Genomic DNA, 24,065 nt, shown 5'->3' on the forward strand with positions numbered 1-24,065 from the left:
TGCGTAACGCCGCTGTAATGGACATGACACTGCAAGGCAACCGATCGGGTCTAGCGTCGGAGCCACGTTCACAACACATCCGGAGGATGACCAATGTTCCAAGGCGCAGACGACCTCCTGGCCTACATCAAGGAAGAGGGCATCGAGACCATCGACGTCCGCTTCTGTGACCTGCCCGGCGTCATGCAGCACTTCACCGTGCCCGCAGGTTCCTTCGGCCCGGAGGTCTTCGAGGACGGCCTGAACTTCGACGGTTCGTCGATCACGGGCTTCCAGAAGATCCACGAGTCGGACATGTCCCTGTTCCCAGACCCGACCACCGCCTACGTCGACCCCTTCCGGAAGTCGAAGACCCTCAACGTCAACTTCTTCGTGCACGACCCGCTGACGAAGGAGCCCTACTCGCGCGATCCCCGCAACATCGCCAAGAAGGCCATGGCGTACCTCGCCTCCACCGGCATCGGTGACACCGCCTTCTTCGCCCCCGAGGCCGAGTTCTACGTCTTCGACGACATCCGCTTCGACACCTCGTCGAACTCCTCCTACTACCACATCGACTCCGAGGCCGGCGCCTGGAACACCGGCCGCGTCGAGGACGGTGGCAACCGCGGTTACAAGGTCAAGTACAAGGGTGGCTACTTCCCCGTGGCCCCCGTCGACCACTTCGGCGACCTGCGCGACGACATCGTCCGCCACATGGAGGCCGCAGGCCTCGAGGTCGAGCGTGCGCACCACGAGGTCGGCACCGCCGGCCAGGCCGAGATCAACTGGCGCTTCGACGTGCTGCTCAAGGCCGCCGACGACGTCATGAAGTTCAAGTACCTCGTCAAGAACACCGCCTGGGCCGCCGGCAAGACCGCGACCTTCATGCCGAAGCCGATCTTCGGTGACAACGGCTCGGGCATGCACTGCCACCAGTCGATCTGGGACAGCGGCAAGCCGCTGTTCTACGACGAGAACGGCTACGCCGGGCTCTCCGACATGGCCCGCTACTACATCGGTGGCCTGCTGAAGCACGCCCCGTCGCTCCTGGCGTTCACCAACCCGTCGGTCAACTCGTACCACCGCCTGGTCCCCGGCTTCGAGGCCCCGGTCAACCTGGTCTACTCGCAGCGCAACCGCTCGGCCTGCATCCGCATCCCGATCACCGGGTCGAACCCGAAGGCCAAGCGCATCGAGTTCCGCTGCCCCGATCCCTCCAGCAACCCGTACCTGGCCTTCGCGGCCATGCTGCTGGCCGGCATCGACGGCATCCAGAACCGCATCGAGCCCATGGCCCCGATCGACAAGGACCTCTACGAGCTGCCCGCCGAGGAGCACGCGCAGGTCCCGACCGTCCCCGGCAGCCTCGGCGCCGTCCTCGACTCCCTCGAGGCCGACCACGAGTTCCTGCTCGCCGGCGACGTGTTCACGCCCGACCTCATCGAGACGTGGATCGAGCTGAAGCGCGCCGAGATCCAGGCCATCGCGATGCGCCCGCACCCGCACGAGTTCGAGCTCTACTACGCGATCTGACAGACGCCGAAACTCCGAAGGGCCCCTGACCTGCATGTTTGCAGTGTCAGGGGCCCTTTCGCGTCGCCCGATGAGCGGGCGGCAGAAGGCCGACCGAGTCCCAGCCTCCGGCCCAATCCCCAAGGCCCGGCTCTACTAGAGTTGCGCCCGTGATCACTGGTGATACTCCCACCGGACCCGACTTTGGTTTCCACGACGCCGACGTAGCGGTCATCATCGACACCCTCGAGCACATCAACAAGGCGGCAATGCCGAGCGTCGTAGCCTGACCCATGTGGATCGGTGACATCGATGTGCCGCAGGCCGTGCTCGACGCTGCAGAGGCTGGCGAGCTTGTCTTCTTCGTGGGAGCCGGCGCGTCACGCGCGCATCCGGCCGACCTGCCGGACTTCGTGCAACTGGTGCGCAGTATTGGCGCCCTCGTCGGGCGCGAGCCGACGGACGATGAGCTCCGCCACCCCGATGTGTTTCTTGGCCGACTTCACGACGACGGCAACGACGTACATCTGCTGGTGGCTAATGCGATTGATCGGCCCGGGTCACAGCCGAATGCCCTTCACCATGCGATCACGGGGCTCGCCGTTTCCTATCCGAGCCCACGAATAGTCACCACCAACTACGACCGGCATCTCACCTCGTCGGCAATCCCGAGTTCCGTAGCACTGGACGTCTACGAGGCTCCTGCCCTTCCGCTAGGCGATGACTTCGAGGGAGTTGTTCACCTCCACGGGTCGTTGTCGCAGCCCAGCCGCAGACTCGTCGTTACGGACACTGACTTCGGACACGCCTACCTCAGGGAGGCATGGGTAGCCAGGTTCCTCGAGAGGATGTTCTCGAAGTACACGATCGTCTTCATCGGCTACAGCCACGGCGACGTCGTGATGCAGTACTTGGCTCGTTCCCTCGGACCGGATCAGAGCCGATACGTGCTCACCGACGATGCACAGAACGCAGAGTGGCGCCGTCTAGGTCTGACACCGATCACGTATCCGAACGATTCCGGGGACCATTTAGCCCTGCCCGAGTCACTCGAGCGATGGCGGACCTTGGCGACGATGGGGCAAGTCGAGCATCGCGCACGACTTGCTGAGATCCTCTCCGCGGAACCGCCCACCATCCCGGAAGAAGTCTCGTATGTCGAGGCTGCACTCGCTCACCCGGAGCGGGTGAGGTACTTCGCCGAGAAGGCGAGGTTCGATGACGCAGACCGTAGCCGGCGGTGGTTCGCCTGGTTGGAGGCCCGCCCGGCCTTCCTCGCCCTGTTCTCGCAGGCCGCAGCCAGCGAACCGACGGCCCGCGCGCTCATGGGATGGATCGCCGACCAGTACATCCTCTCGGAGGGAGTCTCCGGGTCGGCACTGCGGGCGTTCCGCGATCGGCCTTGGCCGTCAGATACGTGGTGCGCCATCGCGCAGGCGCTGTGCTTCTTGACCGGCACCTTCCCGAAGTGGCTCAATCCGTGGCTCTTGCTTGTCCTTCAGAACGCCCCGACCCATCAGCATGACCTGCTCGACATGCTGCTTGTTGACAAGGACTGGTCCACCAACTTCGAGCTCGCCCTCATGGTCTTCGAGGATCGAACCCGCCCACTCCTGAGGCGAGCGTTCGACCTCGGCCGACCCGCGGACGAACCTCGGTTCGAGGTGACCCTTCGCGGCGATGAGCACTGGCTCACGGACAACTGGACGAAGGTATTCGTACCAGTGCTCGACGAACACTTCGCAGAGGTCCTCAGCCTGACAACGCAGCAGATCTCGAGTGTCTATGGAAGCCTTCGTAGCGCGAATCCTGACAGAACCTTCGATCCTGTCTCCTTCTCGCGATCAGCCATCGAACGCCACGAGCAGGACAGCCATCGTGACCCCGTAGATGCCCTCATCGACGCGGCGCGTGACTCGATAGAGGCTGCCCTCATCCAGTCCATTCCGCTCGGAGAGTCCTACCTGGCGGTCTGGGCATCCTCACCCAATGCGATCCTTCAACGCCTCGCCGTGCACGGGTGGCGCGTGCGCACCGACATTGGGCCCGATGCGAAGCTGAGCTGGATGCTCAGCCAAGACCTTCTGTGGGACGTCCTGCCACAACACGAAGTGTTCCAGCTGATCCGAGACACACTCCCGGCCTCTGGCAGCGAAGTGGCCCAGAGGCTTGTCGACGACGCTATCGCTGGCCCTCCTGGCGACGCTGACGATGAGTACGCGCAGTACCGGAGCTACAACCTCCTTGGTTGGCTCGCAGACTCCGCGCCCGATCTTCAGATCGCAACGACTGCCTTTGCGGTAGCGCAGGCGGCGAACCCCCAGTACGCCCGAAGGGAGCACCCCGATCTCAACAGCTTCGGATCATTCGGAGTCGTCGAGGATGCGTTTCCGTTCACCGAGGCGGAACTCCACGATCTGATTGACCAAGATCCAGCTGCAGCCCTCGCTCACGTCAGAGGGTTCCAGACGGAGAGACACAACCATAGAGGGCCTTCCTGGACCGGCGCGCTTCGCGCCGTTCGAGCCTGTGTCACGGCGTACCCCGCTGATGGCACGGAACTCGCTCGAGTCTTGGAGGCTGAGGACAGCGACATCCGCGAGTCAATGATCTACGGCTGGGGCGCCGCGACTCTCGATGCGGAGCTGATCGAGAGTGTATTGGCGACCATCGCCAGCTGGGATCACCACGAGATTCGGCGGCCAGCATGCGCAATGCTGTCGAACGGCGGCGACCCCGAACACCCGACACCGTGGCACCAGCTCGAACACGCTCAGCGCCTCGCCGCTGACCTTTGGCCATCGTCTGACGTCGATGGCGCAGTCATCGGCGGAGCCGACATCCTCACTGAAGCACTCGATCACCCGGCAGGCGATCTTGCCGAGTTCTGGACGAAGGTCGTTCAGTGGGAGTGGTCTCAGGAGGGGACGTCCTGGGTGGGCCTCCCTGAGCGGCTTGCTGCACAGCTAGACGTCATGGTGTCGGCCGCCGATCGCAACGGTCTCCTCGCGCGAACCCTCCTCGCTTCACGGTTGCACTTCTTCTTCGCGGCCGACCGTGAGTGGTGTGAGGAACGACTACTCCCCCTGTTTGGTTGGGAGGATGAAGCCGAGGCCTCGGCCGCCTGGCAGGGCTTCCTCGCATGGGGGCGGTGGAACGACGGTCTGCTCCAGTCCGGATTGCTCGACGCCTATGTGGCGACCTCGGCGCACGTCGAGGAGTTGCCCAATGCCCTCCGCCGTCAGCTCGCCACGCATCTGACTTCAATCGCGATGTTCGCCCCTGTTGACCAAGCGACCTGGTTGACGCGCTTCGTTCGCTCAGCGTCAGAGGATCTCAGAGTCTCTTGGGCCCGAGAGGTCGGGCGTGCCTTGGCGGAGCTCGACCCCAGGGACGCACCCGGCCAGTGGGACCGATGGATCTATGCGTACTGGTCCGGCCGCAATCAGTCTGTGCCGCTGCCCTTCACAGCCGCCGAGGCATCTTCGACGGCCGATTGGGTCGTCGGGCTTCCCGGCGTGCGGAGCCAGGCGATCGATCTTGTGCTGCGTTCCGCGGCAGGGCTCGACCAACGCGGCAGGCACCTCGACCTCCTCACGGACATCGATGTGACAGCTGAGGCAAGCGAATGGGCTCGACTGCTGACACACCTCCTCAAGAACACGAGCAGCCCGCCGTGGGGTATCGGCTATCGGCTCCACGAGATTGTGTCTCGACTTCGCGAAGGCGATCCTCAACCCGATCTCAAAGAGCTGGTCAACGAGGCGATGCGGCTTGGCGCAACCGATGCCGCCGACTGGTAGTCCGCCCCTCCCCCGACACCCCCTTTCCTCCACCGCTCGCCCCGTAGCCACCCGCGTCCCAGGCGCTACCCCCGACGTCCGACGCGCTCCGCGAAGGCGTCCAACGCCTCGATGACATCCGGCGCGATCCAGACTCGGTTGCGCCGGTTCTCGTTCGTGCGTGTGACGATCCCGGCCGCCTCCAGCTGCTCGATCGCCCGCTGCGCGGCCGAGAGCGCGACGCCGGTGACCGCCTCCACATGGGCCACAGTGACCGCGGGCTGACTCAGCAGATGCGGCAGCAGGCGTCTCGCAGCCGATCCCCTACGCGACGTGAGCTGCTCGCTCCACGCGCCGTAGACCCTTTCGAGATCGTCGACGAGCTCCCGCCCATTGCTGATCGCGCGGAAGGAGGCGTTGACGAACTGCCGGATGATCGTCTCGATGTATCCCTCGCGGTAGTCGGTCAGCGCCCGGAAGTAGCCGGTGGTGTCGGTCAGCAGGCCCGCTGAAACGGGAACCGTGAGCGTGCGTGTGACGCCTGAGTGGCGCAGCATCGCGTGGACAAGGGTGCGCCCTGTGCGACCGTTGCCGTCGTTGAACGGATGGATCGTCTCGAACTGTGCATGAGCCAGCGCGACCTGCACCAGCACGGGCAGATCGACGCGCTGAACGAACACCATGAGGTCGTCGAGAGCCGCTGCGACCCGTGACGGGTGGGGCGGGACGAACGAAGCCGTGTGCGGACTCAGCGCGTTGCTGCCGATCCACACCTGCAGATCCCGCAGCTGGCCCGGCGCGGCGTAAGCCTGACTGCCGTGAAGAGCACGGTGCGCTGCAAGGATGGCCTCGACGCTGATGTCGTCAGCCAGCTCAACGGCTCGCTGCATGGCGGCGACGTTCGCGGTCACCAGCTGTGCGTTCGGCCCTGCCTTGGCGTCGATTGCTGCCAGAGCCAGGGCCCGAGCGCCAGCGGTGACGCCTTCGATCTCCGATGACGACGCCGACTCGGTGCGCAGGAGGACGGAGGCCAGCGGCGCGAGCTCCGACGTGTTGTCGTCGCCGTCCGTCGCGGCTCTCCGTTCTGCGAAGGCCGTGATCTCGGCGTCGAAGCGGGTGATCTCCTGGACGGCGTCCTCCGCCTCGGCCAGCAGGCCATTGGGGACCACGACCCCGGCGCCGGCAATAGCGGCCGGCACGGCCGCTTCATACGGTCCCCGAGCCGCGAGTTGTTGGCGACGCGAGGCGCCATGATCCGACTCGCGATGCCATGGATGGGCTTCCCAGCCGACCACGAACGCAGAGTGCAGATCACCTCGCTCCCGGTCCATATTCCCACAGTACACCACTTTATAACTCTAAAGTGGTACAAGAACACAGGGATCTCCACCATCTGACAGGCGGAGAGTTCCACTCACCCGGTCTTTGGCGTTGGTCGGAAGTTGATGGAGGTTGTCTCCATGATCCAGCCACGGACCGGCTGCTTGTCGGGCGGCGGGTGGCCGGGTGGGGGGATCTCGTCGGGGATGTCACGCTCGATGGGCAGCCCGTGGCGGTTCGTGAAACGCAGCCCGGCCGGGGAGCCGGGGTTGCCGGTGATGGTGAACTCGCCCTGATGGTGTTCCCGGTGATGCCTGGGACACAACGAGATCAGCGTGTCCATGTCCGTGGGACCACCCGCTGACCAGTGATACAGGTGATGATTCTCCAGGAACCCGCTCACATTGCAGCCGGGGAACCGACATCCCCCGTCACGATCCTCGATCAACCGCCTCGTCCGCTCCGGCACGATCCGCATACTCCGACCCACCGAGACCGGCTTCGCATCCTGGGTCCACACCGGCTTCAACGCGCCGTCACAGGTCAGCTTCTTCATCAGCCGCGACGGCAACGAGCCACGCTTGTTCAACCACCCGTTACCGTCGGCATCCAGATGCACCAGCACCCGGTAATGCTCCCTGCGAGACGCCGGCGAAGCCTGATGCAGGCTCCGGGACGCGGTCTCGACGAGGCCGTCGGCCAGCGTCGCCTCCGTGTCGCCGGCCGTGAACAGCGCATCCTTCGCCTCCCGGATGGCCTGCTCCACCAGCGCCCCATCCAGCGGGTTCGCGTCGAACCGCAACACGAACCGCCCATCGCGCACTCCCATCTGCAGCTTCGGCGCGTCATCGACCGGCCGTTCGGGTCCGGGAGGATCCTCCACCGGCCCCGGCGTGCCGGGCTCGAACAGGTACTTCGGCAACACCCGCCGCAACTGCGACACCGTCGCGGCCTCCACGAACTCCGTCACCGACTCCGCATACTCCGTGGGCACATGACGCGCCACCACGACCAGCTGATCAAGACTCACCGTCCCCCGCGCCAGGCGCGCCTCCAACTCGGGAAAGTCGCCCTTCCTCCGGGCCACCGCCACAATGTCCGCGGCATGGGAAGGCGAGACCGCCGTCATCAACTGCAGCCAATGCTCAGGAGACTTGATCCCACCACCGGACCAGCAGTTGGTCTCCAACACCTCGACCATCAGATCCACCAGATCCGCGTTCAGCTGGGCCGCCTGCCCCGCGATCACGCCCGCGCGACGGGAGGCAACCTCCCACGCGTCCGCCCCGGCGTCCCCCAACGAATCCATACCTAATCGTACACCCGCACGAATCCAGGGACAAGGGTTCCCACCTCCGAAAAGCGTTCAAAGTCCGGCCTATCTCCCACAGGCGACTCTGTAGGGCACAGAGATCTGACCCCTTATGCAGAATGGCGACTCGGCCCTCTGGAAACGGTCGATTCGCGCCAGCATTGCGCCACTGACTTGGCCCAATGCCCCACAGGTTCCGGATAACCGGCAGGATGGCTCCGTGCACAGAATGTGGGTCGGCAGAGGCGGATGGAAACTCTGGCACGACATCGACAGGTTGTCGTTGGCCGTCGGCGACACCTTCTCCCAGTTCATCGGCCTCGAGGCGACCCGGCTCACCTTACGTCGCGGCTTCATCCGGACGGCACTCGTCGTGGACGGCCGCACGCGACTGAGGGGACTCCCCCGCGCCGCCGCGCCCGCGGTCCAGGCCGCCATCGACGAGGTGACCCGCCGCGGCAGGCTCGGAGACCAGCTTCCGCTCGCAGTCTCGCGCCGGGCGGCCTTCCTCCAGTTGATCGACGACCACGTGCGCGCGCAGCGCTGGATCCCCCACGACGCCGCCGCGGCCGCCCTCTCCGGTCTCCCGACCCGCTACGTCCTCCTGGCTCCTCTACACCCAGCCGATCAACAGGCCCTGCTGCCACGCCTCTCACTCCAGGAGCATGAGACCCTCGCGTTCCTCGACGAGGATCACTGGGCGCGAGTCGCGGCGGCCAACGACGAGATCCTCCGTCGAGAGCTGCGAGAGAGGAAGCCGTTCTTCGACACGATCGAGAAGTCCCCGCTGACCGCAGAGCAGGCCTCAGCGGTGGTCTCGTTCGACAACCGGGTACGGGTCATCGCCGCCGCCGGCTCCGGGAAGACCTCGGTCATGGTCGCCCGGGCGGCCTACGCCGTCACGCGGGGCATCGTGCCGGCGCAGCGCATTCTGATGCTCGCGTTCAACGCTGACGCCGCCGAGGAACTTCGGGAGCGGGTCACCACGCGCCTCGATGCCCTCGGGATCTCCTCCGACGGGGTGCTCGCCAGCACCTTCCACTCCTTCGGACTGTCGATCATCGGCGAGGCGACCGGACGCAAGCCCCGCATCGCCCCGTGGGTGGAGAACGGTAAGGATGTCGCGAAGATCTCCGAGATCGTCGACGCCCTGCGGGACTCCTCCCCCGGCTTCCGCTACAAGTGGGACACCTTCCGGCTCCTCTACCCCCACATGGCCGACGAGCCGGACGGCGGCGAGCCCGACAGCTACGACCGCGCCACGAGGCTCACGGGTTTCGAGACCTACCGCGGCGAGACCGTCCGCAGCGAGGGCGAACGGCTCATCGCGAACTGGCTGTTCCTCAACGGCGTCGAGTACGAGTACGAGCACCGCTACGCCCACGACGTCACGGACGCGGAGCACTCCCAGTACCGGCCGGACTTCTTCTATCCCACCGTCCAGGTGTGGCACGAGCACTGGGCCCTGCGGGCCGACGGCACGCCCCCGGAGAGCTTCACCGGCTACGCGGAGTCGATGCGGTGGAAGAAACGGATCCACGAGCGGTACGGCACGACGTTGGTGGAGACGACGTGGCATGAGATCGCGGACCTCAGCGGGTTCGAGTCCCTGGAACGGGATCTCACGAGGCACGGGCTGGAACTCGACTGGAACCCCGACCGACCCATTCCCGGCGCCCCGCCGATGGAGCACGAGCGGCTGTCGCGCCTCGTGCGTACCTTCATGTCCCACGTGAAGTCAGGCTCGTGGACCCGATCGGACCTGGAGGATCGAATCCGCGACCTCCCGAAGCGTCGCCAGGCGCGCGCCAGGCTCTTCCTCGACCTGTACTGGCAGGTCCACGACCGGTGGCAGGCCGAGTTGCGAGCCATCGAGGCTGTCGACTTCGACGACATGCTCCTGCGGGCCGCGGAACTCGTCGAACAGAACCCTCACCTGAGGCGCTGGGATCTCGTCATGGTCGACGAGTTCCAGGACACCAGCCGGGCGCGGGCCCGCCTGACGAAGGCCCTCATCACGGGCCCCGACAAGCACCTCCTCGCTGTCGGCGACGACTGGCAGGCCATCAACCGCTTCGCCGGGGCGGATCTCGCCGTGATGACCGGCTTCGACGCCTTCTTCGGGCCGGCCGTGACGTGTCGGCTGGAGACGACGTTCCGCTGCACCCAGACGATCGCCGACGTGGCCAGCCGGTTCGTAGCGCGCAACCCGAGTCAGTTGCGCAAGTCGGTCCGCGCCTCGCGCGGGCCCGGCGGACCGCCCGTGACCGTGGTGCGCCTTCCGAACAGGGAGGCCATCCCCGCCGCCATCGCCGAGCATCTCACCGAGCTCTCCGAGTCCGCGCCTGGCAGCAGCGTCGACGTGCTCGGCCGCTACCGATTCGAACGCGACCTCCTCCGCCGCGGCAGCTACCCGGACCTGCGCCTCACCTTCCGTACGATCCACGCGTCGAAGGGGCTGGAGGCCGACTTCGTCGTCCTGCCGAACCTCACCACCGGGACATTCGGCTTCCCCAGCGGGATCGCCGACGACCCGATCCTCACGCTCGCGATGTCCGGCGACGATGGCTTCCCCCACTCGGAGGAGAGGCGCCTCTTCTACGTGGCACTGACGCGGGCCCGGCGGGGCGTCACCATCTTCTCGGTGGCAGGTCTTGAGTCGCCGTTCGTGGTGGAACTCCTCCAGGACCCGGGCGTCGTCGTGAAGAGCCCCGCCGCCGACGTGCATGCGGTCCGGGTCTGTCCGACCTGCGGCGAAGGAACCATGGTCCAGCGGAAGAGCCGGCATGGCCTGTTCCTCGGCTGCAGCAGGTTCCCGAAGTGCAGGGCCACGGCCAGGCTCTAGCTGCCTCGACCACCGGAGAGCGCACCCAGCGGGCCGGATAATGCGACAAACGCCTGACCCAGGAGCCACCATGACCGTCTTCCGCACCGTCCTCGCCGCCACGGGCGGCAACAACGTCGGCATCGAGGTGCCCGAGGACATCCTCCTGGCCTTCGGGCGCGGAAAGCGCGTGCCCGTCATCGTGACGATCGACGGCGACTACACCTACACGACGACCACCGGCGTGATGGGCGGCCGTTACCTCGTCTCGTTCAACGCGGAGACCAGGAAGAAGACCGGTCGCGGCGCGGGCGACGAGGTCGAGGTGGAACTGGTGGTCGACCCCGACCGCTGAGCGACACGCGTACGCGGTCCGCGGAAGAACAGGCGCCATGGTGGGCCAAGGTGGTTCAATCCCCTTGTGAACACCACCACCCGACGCCTGCGCATCGCGATCCCCGCCATCCTCGTGCTCCTCTGGTTCGTGGCCGCTGGCATCGGCGGACCGTACTTCGGCAAGGTCGACGAGGTCGCACAGAACGACCAGAGCACGTTCCTGCCGTCGTCGGCCGAGTCGACGGTCGTCGGCGAGCGGTACCTGGACTTCGTCGGCTCGGAGTCGATCCCGGCCATCGTGATCGTCACCGGCGAGGAGAAGCTCACCGAAGAGCAGCTGGCCTCCCTCAACACGCTCGCCGAGGACCTGGGCGACGAGCCCAACGTGGTGTCGTCCTCCCCCGCCGTCGCGTCGGAGGACGGGCTCGCCGCCGAGCTGTTCGTCGGCCTCGACACCGACGCGGACATCTCCGAGGCAGTCGACGAACTCCGGGCCACCATCACCGACGAGCTCCCCGACGGCCTCACCTTCAACATCACCGGACCCGCCGGGTTCACCGCCGACCTCGTCACGGCCTTCGGCGGCATCGACGGCATCCTGCTGATCACGGCGCTGGGCCTGGTGCTGGTGATCCTGCTCGTCGTCTACCGCTCGATCGTGCTGCCGTTCGCAGTGCTCGCCACCAGCATGTTCGCGCTGTGCGTCGCGCTGCTCGTGAACTGGTGGCTGGCCAAGTGGGACATCCTGACGCTGACCGGCCAGACGCAGGGCATCCTGTTCATCCTCGTGATCGGCGCCGCCACCGACTACTCGCTGCTCTACACGGCCCGCTACGCGGAGGCACTGCGCCGCCACCGGCACCGCGGCGACGCCACGCGCTCCGCGCTGAAGGGCGTCCTCGAGCCGATCCTCGCCTCGGGCGGCACCGTCATCGCGGGCCTGCTCTGCCTGCTGCTGAGCGACCTCGGGTCCAACCGGTCGCTCGGCCCCGTCGCCGCCATCGGCATCGTGTTCGCCATGCTGTCCGCTCTGACGCTGCTGCCCAGCATCCTGTACCTGCTCGGCCGCTCGGCCTACTGGCCCCGGCGTCCGAAGTACGACCCCGACCGCAGCGACGACCAGCAGGTCCACACCGGCATCTACGCCAAGGCGGGCGAGTTCGTCTCCCGCCGACCGCGCACGGTGTGGATCGTCTGCGCCCTGCTGCTGGCCGCCGGCGCCGCGTTCGTTCCGACGCTGAAGGCCGACGGTGTGCCGACCAGCGAGTACGTGCTCGGCTTCTCCGATGCCCGCGAGGGCCAGGACCGCCTGAGCGAGCACTTCCCCGGCGGCTCCGGCGCCCCGGCCTATGTCCTGACCGACGAGGGCAACCTGCAGGACGTCACCGACAAGCTGCTGGCCGCCGACGGCGTCGACTCCGTCGCCGTCGTGGCGAAGGACTCCCCCTCCGGGCAGGCCGAGGTGACCTCCGACGGGGTCCAGTCGCTGATCCCGGGCCAGCCCGCGCCCGCGCCGACCGTCTCCGAGGGTCAGGTGATGCTGCTCGCGACCCTGGCCGACGCGCCCGACTCCGACGAGGCCGTCGAGACCATCCGCGAGCTCCGCACGGAGCTGGCCGGCACGGCCCAGCTCGGCGGCGACACCGCCACGGACGTCGACACCCGCGACACCAACGAGCACGACCGGGCGCTGATCATCCCGATCGTGCTGGCCGTGATCCTGGTGATCCTGATCGCGCTGCTGCGCAGCGTCGTCGCCCCGCTGCTACTCATCGCGACCACGGCCCTGAGCTTCGGCACCGCGATGGGCACCGCGGCCCTGGTGTTCAACCACGTGTTCAAGTTCCCGGGCGCCGACCCGTCCGTACCGCTGTACGGGTTCGTGTTCCTCGTCGCGCTCGGCATCGACTACAACATCTTCCTGATGACCCGCGTGCGCGAGGAGTCCCGGCGCCACGGCACCCGCGAGGGCATCCTGCGCGGGCTCGCCGTCACGGGCGGCGTCATCACGTCGGCCGGCCTCGTGCTCGCCGCGACCTTCGCCGCGCTGGCCGTCATCCCGATCCTCTTCCTGGCGCAGCTCGCGTTCATCGTCGCGTTCGGCGTGCTGCTCGACACGTTCGTCGTGCGGACGCTGCTGGTGCCGGCGCTGGTCTACGACATCGGGCCGGCCGTGTGGTGGCCGTCGAAGCTGGCCCGCGACGAGGCCGCTGCTAAGGGGCGACACGCCGCCTGACCGGGGCCGCCCCCGGCACTAAGGTGGGGCCCATGATCAAGGCTGTTGTGGTGCGTGAATCCGGCGTCGCTCTCGAGGAGGTCGACGAGGAGTTCCTCGGCGACGGCGGCATCGTCGTCGACGTCGCCTACAGCGACCTCAACTACAAGGACGGCCTCGCCGTGACGGGACGCCCGGGCGTCGTGCGCACCATGCCCCTGATCGCGGGCATCGACGTCGTCGGCAAGGTCGCGGAGTCGAACGACCCGCGCTGGAGCCCCGGCGACTGGCTCGTCCTCAACGGCGCCGGCCAGTCCGAGACCCGGCACGGTGGCTTCGCCCAGCGGGCGCACGTCGAGCCGACGTACGCCGTCGCGCTGCCCGACGGCATCTCGCCCGAGCGCGCCGCAGCCCTCGGCACCGCCGGCTACACCGCGGCGCTCGCCGTGCTGCGCATCGTCAGCGAGGGCGCCAAGCCCGAGGACGGCCCCGTACTGGTGACCGGCGCGACGGGCGGCGTCGGGTCGATCGCGACCATGCTGCTCGCCTCCGCGGGCTTCGAGGTCGCCGCCGTGACGGGACGCGTCGAGAGCCACGAGGACTACCTCCACACGTTGGGCGCGACGCAGATAGTGCCCCGCAGCGAGTTCGAGGAGAAGGGCCGCCCGCTGCAGAAGGCGACCTACGCGGGCGTCGTCGACTCGGTCGGCGGGCAGGTGCTGGCCAACGCGATCGCCCGCACGCAGCCCGGCGGCACGGTCTCCGCCTGCGGCCTCGCCGGCTCGGCCGCCCTGCCGGCCACCGTCATGCCCTTCATCCTGCGCGGCGTCACCCTGGCCGGCATCGACTCCGTGTGGGCCTCGCTCGAGGACCGCGCCGACGCCTGGCGCATCCTGGCCCGCGGCGTCGACCCGGAGCTGCTCGACGACATCACCACGACCATCACGCTGGACCAGGTCATCGACGCGGGCGCGCAGCTGCTGGACGGCAAGCTGCACGGGCGGACGCTGGTGCGCATCGCCGACTGATGCTTCAGATCCCGAATAGCTAAGAAAAACTTCTTGGTCCTTTTTTGGAACCAATCCAGATTAACCGCTAGTCTGGGGTCATGACCGATTGGCCGACCCTTCTGCGTGACGCGGGACTCCGCGTCACCGCCGGCAGGCTCGCCGTGCTCACCGAGCTCGAGTCCGGAGACCATCTGGGCGTCGGTGAGATCACGGACGCCGTCCGCTCCCGCATCGGCAGCGCCTCCACGCAGGCCGTCTACGACGTGCTCGCCGCGCTGCACGACGCCCACCTCATCCGGCGCGTAGAGCCCGCGGGCCACAGCCCCCGCTACGAGCTCGAGACGAGCGACAACCACCACCACCTGATGTGCCGCCGCTGCGGCGCCATGCGCAACGTCGCGTGCGTGACCGGTCATGCCCCCTGCCTGTCCCCCAGCGAGACGGGAGGCTTCGTCGTCGACGAGGCCGAGCTCGTCTTCTGGGGACTGTGTCCGAGCTGCCAGGAAGACACTGAGGAGAAACGATGACCTGCCCCTACCGCGACGGCATGCACGATCCCGCCACCCCCTCGACCCGCCTGAACGGAGCGCCCGCCGACTCCGACCAGCACTCCCTGACCGTCGGCAACGACGGCCCAATCGTTCTGCACGACGTCCACCTGGTCGAGCAGCTGGCCCACTTCAACCGCGAGCGCGTCGCCGAGCGCAGCCCGCACGCGAAGGGCTCCGGCGCCTTCGGCACCTTCACCGTGACGCAGGACGTGACCGCCTACACCAAGGCGGCGGCCTTCCAGCCGGGCGCGAAGTCCCAGATGCTGGCCCGCTTCTCGACCGTGGCCGGCGAGCAGGGCTCCCCCGACACCTGGCGCGACGTGCGCGGCTTCTCCGTGCGCTTCTACTCCAGCGAGGGCAACCTCGACATCGTCGGGAACAACACTCCGGTGTTCTTCCTGCGCGACCCGCTGAAGTTCCCGCACTTCATCCGCTCGCAGAAGCGCCTCCCCTCCTCGGGCCTGCGCGACGCCACCATGCAGTGGGACTTCTGGACCGCCTCCCCCGAGTCGGCGCACCAGGTCACCTACCTGATGGGCGACCGCGGCCTGCCGGCCACCTGGCGCCACATGCACGGCTTCTCGTCCCACACCTACATGTGGGTCAACGCCGAGGGCGAGAGGTTCTGGGTCAAGTACCACTGGCGCTCCAACCAGGGCGAGGTCAACCTCACGAACGAGGAGGCCGAGAAGCTGGCCGGCGCCGACGCCGACGCGCACCGCCGCGACCTCTACGACGCGATCGAGCGCGGCGAGTTCCCGAGCTGGACGCTGCACATGCAGGTCATGCCCTACGCCGAGGCGAATCACTACCGCTTCAACCCGTTCGACCTCACCAAGACCTGGTCCCAGAAGGACTACCCGCTGGTCGAGGTGGGCGTCATGGAACTCAACGAGAACCCGACGAACTTCTACGCGCAGATCGAGCAGGCGGCCTTCTCCCCGTCGAACATGATCCCCGGCACGGGCATCTCGCCTGACAAGATGCTGATGGCCCGCGTGTTCTCCTACCCGGACGCCCAGCGCGCCCGCATCGGAGCCAACTTCCACCAGCTGCCGGTCAACCAGCCGATCACCGCGGTCAACAACTACGCGGACCAGGGCCACATGCAGTACCAGCACACCGGTGGCGCGCCCGTCTACCAGCCCAACAGCTTCGGCCGGATGTTCTCCGACGCGCAGGGCCGGGCGGAGGAGGGCTGGGAGGCCGACGGCCCGCTCGTCCGCGCCGCCGCCACCCTGCACGCCGAGGACGACGACTGGGGTCAGGCGCGCACGCTGCTGACCGAGGTCTTCGACGACGAGCAGCGTGACCGCTTCGTCGACACGGTCTCCAGTGCCCTCAGCGGTATCACGGACGCCGAGGTCATGGCGCGCGCGCTGCAGTACTGGAGGAACGTCGACGAGACCGTCGGAGGCCGGATCGAGGCGAAGCTCAGCGGCGGAGGCGCCTGACCGGGGTCAGACGATCCGGTACGGCTCGGCGGGTGCCTGATCGATGATCCCGGCCTGCGTCAGGAACTCGCCCATGGCTGCGAAGGCATCGGTGTCGACGGTGACGTCGACCGTGCCGTCCTTCAGCCACAGCTCCGTGGTGGCGGCCAGCACCTTCTCCGCCACGGCCCGCTGCTCGGCCTCCGCGAGCGCGGGCACCTGCTCGGCCGTGGCGTCCAGGGCGGCCTCGGGATCGTCGATCACGGCCTGCTCCGCCTGCTTCATGCCCTCGGCCAGGGCGGCCAGGGTCTCGTCGGAGAGGGAGTCGCCGCTGGAGACGAGGCTCGGGCCGACCAGCGTCGGGGAGTCGGGGTCGGAGACGGGGATGGACGTCACGTCGCCGCCGGTGGCCTGCAGCTGCACGAGCTCGTTGTTGTGGAAGCCGACGATGAAGTCCACCTGGTCCGCGGCCAGCGCGGAGAGCTGCGTGTAGCCGATGTCCTGCAGCGTGACGTCGTCCTCGGTGAGCCCGGCCTGATGGATCGCGGCGAGTGCCGCGTAGTAGCTGGAGCCGTAGTGACCCGGGATGCCGAGCGTGTGTCCCTTGAGGTCGGCCAGGGTCGCGCCCTCGATGGCGCGGTCGGTCATCACCTCCGCGGGGAACCGCTGGTAGCTGGTGGCGAACGTCTGCAGGTCCTGCCCGGCCGCCGCGGCGACCATCGCCTCGTCGGCCGACGCGAACACGACGTCCTCCTGGCCGCCGAGGAGGGCGCCGAACACGTCCTCCTGCTCGCCGTGGTGGCGCAGCGTCACGTCCAGCCCGAGGTCCTCGAAGATGCCCTGTTCGACGCCGACGTAGAAGGCGCTGAACTGGACGTTCGGGATGTAGCTCAGGCCGACGGTGACGGGCGTCAGGTCGACGGCCGATGCGGAGGCCTCCGGCTCGGGGCCGGCGGAGCAGGCGGTCAGCGGCGCGACGGCGAGCGCGGCGGCTACGGCGAGGGCGGGAAGGCGGCGGTTGATCATGTGGTGACTCCTTGTAGTCGTCTGACAGCTGCGCGTTCCGCGATCGAGACGATCCCGTAGAGAGCCATCGCCACGAGGGCGATCCAGGCGACCACGGCGAACACCGATGCGGTGTCCGCCGTCTGCCGGGAGATGGTGAGGAGTGTGCCCATGCCGGATCCGCCCATGACCATCTCGCCGACGACCGCGCCGGTCATCGCGAGCGCCATCCCGCCGCGGACCCCTGCCAGCACCGCGGGGGCCACCATGGGGCCCTCGATGTGCCACAGCCGCTGCGGGAAGCTGGCGCCGTCGAGCAGCGCCGTCTCCACCACTCGCATGTCGAGGGACCGGAGCCCGACGACGGTGGTGGTGATCATCGGGAAGAAGGCCACGATCGCGCACAGGACGGCGATCGGGACGGTGCCGTAGCCGAGCCACAGGACCAGCAGCGGCGCGATGGCCACCAGCGGGACGGTCTGCGACAGGGCGACGAACGGCTCGAGCACCGCGGCCAGCGGCCGCGAGTGCGCGATGAGGATGCCGACCGGGATGGCCACGGCCACCGCGATGAGGGCACCCAGCAGGGCTGCGGAGATCGTCGGCGTGAGGTACCTCCACGCCACTCCGCTGGACAGCTGCGAGACCATGCGGGCAGCCACGTCCTCCGGACCCGGCAGGTAGAGCGGAGCCACGAGGCCCCCGGCCGTGACCGCCCACCAGATGGCGAGCAGCAGGGCGGCGGCGACGGTGGCGGGGACCCAACGACCGGTGCCCGGTCGGGTCCTCGCGGGGTAGGCGGACCACAGGCCGGCGCCTACGCGTCGCCTCATCGTGGTGGTCATCTACCCCGTCCTTCCTCCAGGTCCGGGGTGCGCGCGAACGGCAGGCGCGCAGACACAGCTGTGCCCACGCTGCCGCGCGGCGCGTTCCTCCCATCCAGACTTTCACTGTCGGTCTCGGAATTCCACCGAGTCAACCTGGCCTGGCCGAAGCCTGACAAGGGTCGCGGACTGTCACCGCCGGTTCGGACTTACACCGACCCCGGAACACGTGCCTGACAGGTTACCAGCCCTCGCCGCCGAGCCGCCGTCAGGCCCAGAACAGCTGGTTCGTCACGTCGAGCGCGTGGCGCATCAGCCTGCGGGTGTCGTCGACCATGCCCGACGCTGCGCCCGACTCGTACCCGAGCAGCACCGAGATCTGCGCCAGGTCGCGCGTGTCCGACGGCAGCGCGTCGCTCGCCCGGCCACGTACCAGCATGATCGCGTTGCGCAGCCGGCTGGCGCGCCGCCAGGCCTCGGAGAGCCGCTCCGCCTGTGTGCCGTCGACCAGCCCGAGGCGGTCAAGGCAGGCCAGGGCCCGCATGGTCGACGGCGTGCGCAGCTCGGGATGTGCGTGGGCATGGCACAGCTGGAGGAGCTGGACGGTCCATTCGACGTCCGACAGGCCTCCGGGTCCCAGTTTCAGGTGCCGTTCCCGCGGCACCCCCTTCGGGATCCGTTCGTGCTCCATCCGCGACTTGAGCCTGCGGATCTCGGTCACCTGGGCGTCGGTCAGGCCGCCCTCGGGCCACCGGAAGCCGTCGACCCCCTCGAGCAGCGCATCGGCCAGTGCCAGGTCCCCGGCCCCCGCCCGGGCGCGGACGAGCATCTGCCTCTCCCAGGTGGAGGCCCACCTGTCGTAGTACGCGAGGTACGAGGAGACGGTGCGGACCTGCGGCCCGCCCTTGCCCTCGGGCCTCAACTCCGTGTCTACCACCAGCGCGGGGTCGGGTCCGGGCCGCCCGACGATGTCGCAGGCCAGGCGCACCAGCTCGGTGGCCCGCGCCTGCCCCTCCCCGTCCGTGCCGTCGGGGACGATGAAGACGCAGTCGGCGTCGGAGGCGTAGCTCAGCTCGCGCCCACCCCAGCGGCCGAGGGCGACGACCCCGATGTCGGGCGCGACGACGCTGCGGCGCGCGAGGTCGAGGCCCGCGTCGAGGGTCGCGGCGGCGAGGTCGCTGAGCGCCTCGCCCACCACCTCGACGTCGGCGAGCCCCAGGACGTCCGCCAGCGCGACGCGGCACAGCTCCGAGCGGCGTAGCGCCCGGACCGAGGCCGCGGCGGCCTCGGCGTCGTCGTTGCGGGCCGAAGCGGCGCGCATGGCGGCCGTGAGCTCCTCGGCCGACCTGGGCCGCAGCTCCTCGTTGCTCGCAAGCATGCGGATCATGTCTGGCGCGCGGCGGAGCAGGTCGACGACGAAGCGGCTCGACGACGCGATGCGGGCCAGCCGGTGGGCCATGTTCGCGTCGTCGCGCAGCGCACGCAGGTACCAGGTGTTGTCGCGCAGCGCCTCGGACAGCTGCCGGAAGGCGAGCAGCCCGAAGTCTGGGTTCGGCCCCTCCGCGAACCATTCCAGCATGGCGGGCAGCAGCTGCCGCTGAATCTCGGCTGACCGGCTCGTGCCGCGCGTCAGGGCCTCGAGATGGCCGAGCGCCGTGCGCGGGTCGAGGAAACCGAGCGCCCGCAGCCGCGCCGCCGCCGCCTCCGACGTGAGACGCAGGCCCTCTGTCGAGACCTTCGAGACGGCGTCCAGCAGGGGCGAGAAGAAGATCCGCTGCTGCAGGGCACGCACCTGCCTGGTCGACGCACGCCACGTGTCGATCAGCTGTTCCGCGCGCAGCCCCATCGAGCGGGCGATCTGCTCGCGGGCCAGCGGCTCGTCCGGCACCAGATGGGTGCGGCGCAGCCGCCTGAGCTGCACGCGGTGTTCGAGCAGCCGCTGGAAACGGTAGGCGGTCTCCATCTCGGCGCCGTCGGCGCGCCCGATGTACCCGTCATCCACGAGCTCCTGCAGCGCCCGGAAGGTGCCGCGGGAGCGCAGCCGGTCGTCGGCGCGGCCGTGCACGAGCTGCAGCAGCTGCACCGAGAACTCGGTGTCGCGCAGGCCTCCCTCCCCCAGCTTGATCTCGGCATCTGCCTGCCTGGCGGGCAGCAGCGAGATCACGCGGGCCCGCATCGCGCGGACCTCGCTGAGGAACCCGGGGCGCTCCCCCGCCCGCCACACCAGCGGCGAGACGAGCTCGACGAAGTCCTCGCCCAGCCGCAGGTCGCCGGCCGCGGGCCGGGCCTTGAGCATGGCCTGGAACTCCCAGTTCTTCGCCCACTTCTCGTAGTAGACACGGCAGCTGTCGAGCGTCCGCACCAGCGGCCCGGCCTTGCCCTCGGGGCGCAGCGCGGCGTCGACCTGCCAGATGGTCCCCTCCGCGGTGTGGGCCGAACAGATCCGGGCCTGCGCGGCGGCGATCCGTGACCCGATGGCGACGGCCTCGTCCGCGCCGACCCCGTCGGCGGGTTCCGCAACGTAGACGACATCCACGTCGGAGATGTAGTTGAGCTCCTGCGCGCCGGTCTTGCCCATGGCGAGGACGGCGAGCCGGGTCTTCTCCCAGCCGGGGACCTCGGCGCGGGCGTAGGCCAGCGACATCTCCAGCACGGCGTCGGCGACGTGGCTCAGCTCGGCCGCGATGTCATCTACGAGGTCGACGGGGTTCTCGGCGGCCAGGTCCCGGCAGGCGATCTCGAGGAGCGCGACCCGGTTGGCCAGCCGCAGCGCGTCGCCATTGCCCTCGGCGACGGCGCCCACGGGAGCGACGCGGTCCTCGAAGAACGCCTGCCAGCCGTCGGCCCCCCGAGCCTCGGGGGCATGCTCCAGCCGCAGCGCCTCCTCGGGGTGCCGGGTCAGCGTCTGCGCCAGCGCGGTGGACCCGCCGAGCACAAGGAGCACGCGCAGCAGCCACGCCTCGTCGGAGACGATGCGCCCGAAGAGCTGCGGGTCGGCGTGCCACAGGCGCTCGAGGGCCTCGAGGGCCTGGTCGCGGTCGGCGATGCGCTCGAAGAGCCTCAGGTCGATCGGCAGGTCGCGCCCGTAGTCGGACTCCCAGCGTTCCCACACCCTGGCCGCGGACGCCGCGGAGTCGAAGCCGCGGCGGGCGAACTCTGCGGATGGCGACTCGTACCTGCTCACGCGCCAACCCTATCCGCGGTCACGGGTAGTGTGGCGGATCATGTTCAAGCCCACCCCTCCCGTCGTCGCCGCGCTGCGCGCGCGGCTCGGCGACGCGGCCGTCGACCCGGTCCTCGCGCTGCGGAAGCCGGACCTCACGCCGCTGCTGCTGGCCGCCGCGGGGACCCCGGAGCCGCTGGGCAGGGTGCTGACAGCCGCGGCGTGCAGGGCGGCCTGCGCGCGTCTCGGCGAGCGGTACCCGGGCGCGACGATCGAGGTGCGCGTGCCGCCCTTCGCGGCCGTGCAGATCGGCTTCGAGGCCGGCTCGCGCCATACGCGCGGCACCCCCCCGAACGTGGTGGAACTGACCCCGGAGACGTTCCTGGCGCTGGCGACCGGACGTCAGCGCTGGGAGGACGCGGCCATGCAACGCAGCGGGGTGCACGCGGCCGAGACCGCGCGCGCCTTTCCCCTTGTCACATCACCTTGATGTGCCGCTCCAGCTCCCACGGGGTGACCTGCTTGCGGTAGGCGTCGAACTCCTCACGCTTATTGCGCAGGAAGTACTCGTAGACGTGCTCGCCGAGCGTGTCGGCGACGAGCTCGCTCTCCTCCATCAGGCGGATCGCGTTGTCCAGGTTGCGCGGCAGCTCACGGATGCCGATGGTCTGGCGCTCGCGGTCGCTGAGGCGCCACACCTCGTCCTCGGTCTCCTCGGGCAGCGGGTACTCGCCCTCGACGCCCTTGAGGCCGGCGTTGAGCAGCAGCGCGAACGCGAGGTACGGGTTGACCGCGGAGTCGACGGCCCGGTACTCGATGCGGGCCGACGAGGTCTTGCCTGGCGTGAACTGCGGCACGCGGATGAGCGCGGAGCGGTTGGCGCGGCCCCAGCAGGCGAACGAGGGGGCCTCGCCGCCGCCGACGAGCCGCTTGTAGGAGTTGACCCACTGGTTCGTGACCGCGGTGATCTCCGGCGCGTGGCGCAGCAGGCCGGCGATGAAGTGCTTGGCCGTCTTCGACAGGTTGTACTCGTCGCTGGCGTCGTAGAAGGCGTTGGTGTCGCCCTCGAACAGCGACATGTGCGTGTGCATGCCTGAGCCGGGGTGCTGCGAGAAGGGCTTCGGCATGAACGTCGCGTGCACGCCCTGGCTGACGGCCACCTCGCGGACGACGACGCGGAAGGTCATGATGTTGTCGGCCATGGTCAGCGCGTCCGCGTACCGCAGGTCGATCTCATGCTGGCCGGGCGCCGCCTCGTGGTGGCTGAACTCGACCGAGATGCCCATCTGCTCCAGCATGGTGATGACGTCGCGGCGGAAGTCGGTCCCGTCGCCGAGCGTGGTGTGGTCGAAGTAGCCGCCGTCGTCGAGCGGCACCGGGGGCTGCAGGGAGCGCAGCAGGAAGAACTCGATCTCCGGGTGGATGTAGAACGTGAAGCCCATGTCGGCCGCGCGGCGCATGGCGCGCTTCAGCACGTACCGGGGGTCGGCGTAGCTCGGCGAGCCGTCCGGCAGCTTGATGTCACACAGCATGCGCGCGGTGGAGCGGCCGGCCTGGCGCCACGGAAGCACCTGATACGTCGACGGGTCCGGATGGGCGACCATGTCCGACTCGAAAACCCGGGCGAAGCCCTCGATGGCGGATCCGTCGAAGCCGACACCTTCACCGATGGCGCCTTCGACCTCCGCGGGGGCGATGGCCACGGACTTCAGCGATCCCAGCACGTCCGTGAACCACAGCCTGACGAACCGGATGCCCCGCTCCTCCATTGAGCGCAGCACGAACTCAGTCTGCCTATCCATGCCAGCCAGTCTGCCCATCGCGTGTTACAGGCATGTGACGGGCGCGCCATGTTCCGGCAACATCACCCCACGGCGCGGCCCAGTACACTGGCGCCATGGCACAGCCCGGATGGTACGCGGACCCCTCCGCGCCCGACGGTCGGCGCTACTGGGACGGTGAGCGCTGGATCGAGGAGACCCCACAGCGCAGAGGGCCGAGGGCGTGGCTGTGGCTCATGATCGCCCTGGTGGTGGTCGCCGCGGTCGTCGTCGCGCTGGTGGTGCTGCCCGGATCGTCGAACCCCTTCGCGGCCGTCCCCGAGGACACCAGGAGCGCCCGCCCCACCGGGACGCAGTGGAACGAACTCGAACCCACCGAGACCCCGTCGCCGACGGCGGTGGAGACGGGTTTCGGCGAGCCCATCGACTGCCCGGTGGCCGAGGACTGGCCACGCAGCGAGGTCGTCGACGGCAGGCTGCACGGCGGCGGGCTGTCGATCGATGTGCCCACCGGATCCCAGTGGGAGGCTGACCCCGCCTACATCGACTGGCTGTGGGACAACAACTCGATGATCCGCCCGATCGCGACGGGGTGGATCAGCAACGTCGGCGTCGGGTACATCAAGGTCAGCGACGGGTTCTCCGACGACCTTTCGACCGCCGCCGAGCAGTTCGTCACGTGCATGTCGTCGTCCGGCATGTTCACCGGCTTCACCAAGCGGGAGATCCTCCGCGACGAGGAGTACAAGGTCTCCACCCGCATCGGGTGGCGGCTGACGAACAATGTCTACGTGGGCAACCAGCTCTACCAGGGCATCCAGGGCGACGTCGTCGACATCATCCTCGTGCCCACGGACGACAAGGACCGGATCGCGGTCTACGTGTCGTGCGTGACGATCGACCATGCGGAGAACGCGGCAGAGGTGCAGCACTCGCTGGACTCGCTCCGCTGGGACGGGTGACGGCCGCGGGTAGACTCATCGGTCGTGAACCCTGTCACCCCCTACGACGTCAC

16 protein-coding genes and 1 riboswitch are annotated in these 24,065 nt (G+C 68.5%); of the genes, 10 read left to right on the forward strand and 6 right to left on the reverse strand.

The window, feature by feature from the left end:
- The first annotated feature begins 93 nt into the window (after positions 1-93).
- Together glnA and KDB89_RS09930 are read left to right on the forward strand one after the other, a co-directional pair.
- Positions 94-1,515, forward strand: coding sequence for a type I glutamate--ammonia ligase (glnA, locus tag KDB89_RS09925; protein WP_219080651.1), 1,422 nt, complete (start codon positions 94-96; stop codon positions 1,513-1,515).
- Positions 1,516-1,787: 272 nt separating this feature from the next.
- Positions 1,788-5,297, forward strand: a complete 3,510-nt coding sequence (locus KDB89_RS09930) for a DUF4020 domain-containing protein (RefSeq protein ID WP_219080653.1) — start codon at positions 1,788-1,790, stop codon at positions 5,295-5,297.
- A 65-nt stretch (positions 5,298-5,362) separates the two neighbouring features.
- Here the strand turns inward: KDB89_RS09930 and KDB89_RS09935 are convergent, their stop codons facing one another.
- Positions 5,363-6,571 (reverse strand): Fic family protein, encoded by a 1,209-nt coding sequence (locus KDB89_RS09935; protein ID WP_219080655.1) that lies wholly within the window; start codon positions 6,569-6,571, stop codon positions 5,363-5,365.
- A gap of 119 nt (positions 6,572-6,690) precedes the next feature.
- On the reverse strand, positions 6,691-7,905 hold the full coding sequence (locus tag KDB89_RS09940) for an HNH endonuclease signature motif containing protein (RefSeq protein WP_219080657.1): 1,215 nt from the start codon (positions 7,903-7,905) through the stop codon (positions 6,691-6,693).
- 232 nt (positions 7,906-8,137) lie between these two features.
- Between KDB89_RS09940 and KDB89_RS09945 the strand changes: the two genes are divergently transcribed.
- The 6 genes from KDB89_RS09945 to KDB89_RS09970 all read left to right on the forward strand — a co-directional run bounded on the left by KDB89_RS09945 (position 8,138) and on the right by KDB89_RS09970 (position 16,298).
- Positions 8,138-10,753 carry a UvrD-helicase domain-containing protein gene (locus KDB89_RS09945; RefSeq protein ID WP_255556434.1) on the forward strand — a complete coding sequence of 872 codons (2,616 nt, stop codon included), beginning with the start codon at positions 8,138-8,140 and terminating at the stop codon, positions 10,751-10,753.
- Positions 10,754-10,823: 70 nt separating this feature from the next.
- Positions 10,824-11,087, forward strand: coding sequence for a DUF1905 domain-containing protein (locus tag KDB89_RS09950; RefSeq protein WP_219080661.1), 264 nt, complete (start codon positions 10,824-10,826; stop codon positions 11,085-11,087).
- A 66-nt stretch (positions 11,088-11,153) separates the two neighbouring features.
- A complete protein-coding gene (locus KDB89_RS09955; RefSeq protein WP_219080663.1) occupies positions 11,154-13,304 on the forward strand; it encodes an MMPL family transporter in 2,151 nt (716 codons plus the stop codon).
- A 32-nt stretch (positions 13,305-13,336) separates the two neighbouring features.
- On the forward strand, positions 13,337-14,311 hold the full coding sequence (locus KDB89_RS09960) for an MDR family oxidoreductase (RefSeq protein WP_219080665.1): 975 nt from the start codon (positions 13,337-13,339) through the stop codon (positions 14,309-14,311).
- Positions 14,312-14,391: 80 nt separating this feature from the next.
- The gene (locus KDB89_RS09965; protein ID WP_219080667.1) at positions 14,392-14,820 is read left to right on the forward strand and encodes a Fur family transcriptional regulator; all 429 of its coding nucleotides are present in this window, start codon (positions 14,392-14,394) and stop codon (positions 14,818-14,820) included.
- Positions 14,817-16,298: a catalase gene (locus KDB89_RS09970; RefSeq protein ID WP_255555874.1), complete on the forward strand. Its 1,482-nt coding sequence runs from the start codon at positions 14,817-14,819 to the stop codon at positions 16,296-16,298. The genes KDB89_RS09965 and KDB89_RS09970 overlap by 4 nt, the downstream gene beginning before the upstream one ends.
- 6 nt (positions 16,299-16,304) lie before the next feature.
- Here the strand turns inward: KDB89_RS09970 and KDB89_RS09975 are convergent, their stop codons facing one another.
- From KDB89_RS09975 to KDB89_RS09985, 3 genes are all read right to left on the reverse strand, one after another.
- Positions 16,305-17,303: an ABC transporter substrate-binding protein gene (locus KDB89_RS09975; RefSeq protein WP_219080669.1), complete on the reverse strand. Its 999-nt coding sequence runs from the start codon at positions 17,301-17,303 to the stop codon at positions 16,305-16,307.
- Complete coding sequence (locus KDB89_RS09980; protein ID WP_219080671.1) at positions 17,300-18,127, reverse strand: ABC transporter permease; 828 nt, start codon at positions 18,125-18,127, stop codon at positions 17,300-17,302. The genes KDB89_RS09975 and KDB89_RS09980 overlap by 4 nt, the downstream gene beginning before the upstream one ends.
- Before the next feature lie 78 nt (positions 18,128-18,205).
- Positions 18,206-18,338, reverse strand: a riboswitch (FMN riboswitch).
- A gap of 36 nt (positions 18,339-18,374) precedes the next feature.
- The gene (locus KDB89_RS09985) at positions 18,375-21,290 is read right to left on the reverse strand and encodes a bifunctional [glutamine synthetase] adenylyltransferase/[glutamine synthetase]-adenylyl-L-tyrosine phosphorylase (protein WP_219080672.1); all 2,916 of its coding nucleotides are present in this window, start codon (positions 21,288-21,290) and stop codon (positions 18,375-18,377) included.
- A gap of 40 nt (positions 21,291-21,330) precedes the next feature.
- On the opposite strand from KDB89_RS09985, the gene KDB89_RS09990 reads away from it, so the two are divergent.
- Entirely contained in the window at positions 21,331-21,759 is a 429-nt protein-coding gene (locus KDB89_RS09990) for a sterol carrier family protein (protein ID WP_219080673.1), read from the forward strand.
- Here the strand turns inward: KDB89_RS09990 and KDB89_RS09995 are convergent.
- Positions 21,746-23,038: a glutamine synthetase family protein gene (locus KDB89_RS09995; RefSeq protein ID WP_219084283.1), complete on the reverse strand. Its 1,293-nt coding sequence runs from the start codon at positions 23,036-23,038 to the stop codon at positions 21,746-21,748. The genes KDB89_RS09990 and KDB89_RS09995 overlap by 14 nt on opposite strands.
- A 128-nt stretch (positions 23,039-23,166) precedes the next feature.
- On the opposite strand from KDB89_RS09995, the gene KDB89_RS10000 reads away from it, so the two are divergent.
- Positions 23,167-24,012 (forward strand): DUF2510 domain-containing protein, encoded by an 846-nt coding sequence (locus tag KDB89_RS10000; protein ID WP_219080675.1) that lies wholly within the window; start codon positions 23,167-23,169, stop codon positions 24,010-24,012.
- Positions 24,013-24,065 lie beyond the last annotated feature (53 nt).

The organism is Tessaracoccus palaemonis (assembly GCF_019316905.1).
Classification (GTDB): domain Bacteria; phylum Actinomycetota; class Actinomycetes; order Propionibacteriales; family Propionibacteriaceae; genus Arachnia; species Arachnia palaemonis.

What these genes read in the sequence shown, in the direction of transcription:
- KDB89_RS09975 (WP_219080669.1), bottom strand. Translation starts at nt 17,303, where the DNA reads ATGATCAACCGCCGCCTTCCCGCCCTCGCCGTAGCCGCCGCGCTCGCC.
- KDB89_RS10000 (WP_219080675.1), top strand. Translation starts at nt 23,167, where the DNA reads ATGGCACAGCCCGGATGGTACGCGGACCCCTCCGCGCCCGACGGTCGG.
- KDB89_RS09950 (WP_219080661.1), top strand. Translation starts at nt 10,824, where the DNA reads ATGACCGTCTTCCGCACCGTCCTCGCCGCCACGGGCGGCAACAACGTC.
- KDB89_RS09940 (WP_219080657.1), bottom strand. Translation starts at nt 7,905, where the DNA reads ATGGATTCGTTGGGGGACGCCGGGGCGGACGCGTGGGAGGTTGCCTCC.
- KDB89_RS09980 (WP_219080671.1), bottom strand. Translation starts at nt 18,127, where the DNA reads ATGACCACCACGATGAGGCGACGCGTAGGCGCCGGCCTGTGGTCCGCC.
- KDB89_RS09960 (WP_219080665.1), top strand. Translation starts at nt 13,337, where the DNA reads ATGATCAAGGCTGTTGTGGTGCGTGAATCCGGCGTCGCTCTCGAGGAG.
- KDB89_RS09990 (WP_219080673.1), top strand. Translation starts at nt 21,331, where the DNA reads ATGTTCAAGCCCACCCCTCCCGTCGTCGCCGCGCTGCGCGCGCGGCTC.
- KDB89_RS09995 (WP_219084283.1), bottom strand. Translation starts at nt 23,038, where the DNA reads ATGGAGGAGCGGGGCATCCGGTTCGTCAGGCTGTGGTTCACGGACGTG.
- KDB89_RS09930 (WP_219080653.1), top strand. Translation starts at nt 1,788, where the DNA reads ATGTGGATCGGTGACATCGATGTGCCGCAGGCCGTGCTCGACGCTGCA.
- KDB89_RS09970 (WP_255555874.1), top strand. Translation starts at nt 14,817, where the DNA reads ATGACCTGCCCCTACCGCGACGGCATGCACGATCCCGCCACCCCCTCG.
- glnA (WP_219080651.1), top strand. Translation starts at nt 94, where the DNA reads ATGTTCCAAGGCGCAGACGACCTCCTGGCCTACATCAAGGAAGAGGGC.
- KDB89_RS09965 (WP_219080667.1), top strand. Translation starts at nt 14,392, where the DNA reads ATGACCGATTGGCCGACCCTTCTGCGTGACGCGGGACTCCGCGTCACC.
- KDB89_RS09945 (WP_255556434.1), top strand. Translation starts at nt 8,138, where the DNA reads ATGTGGGTCGGCAGAGGCGGATGGAAACTCTGGCACGACATCGACAGG.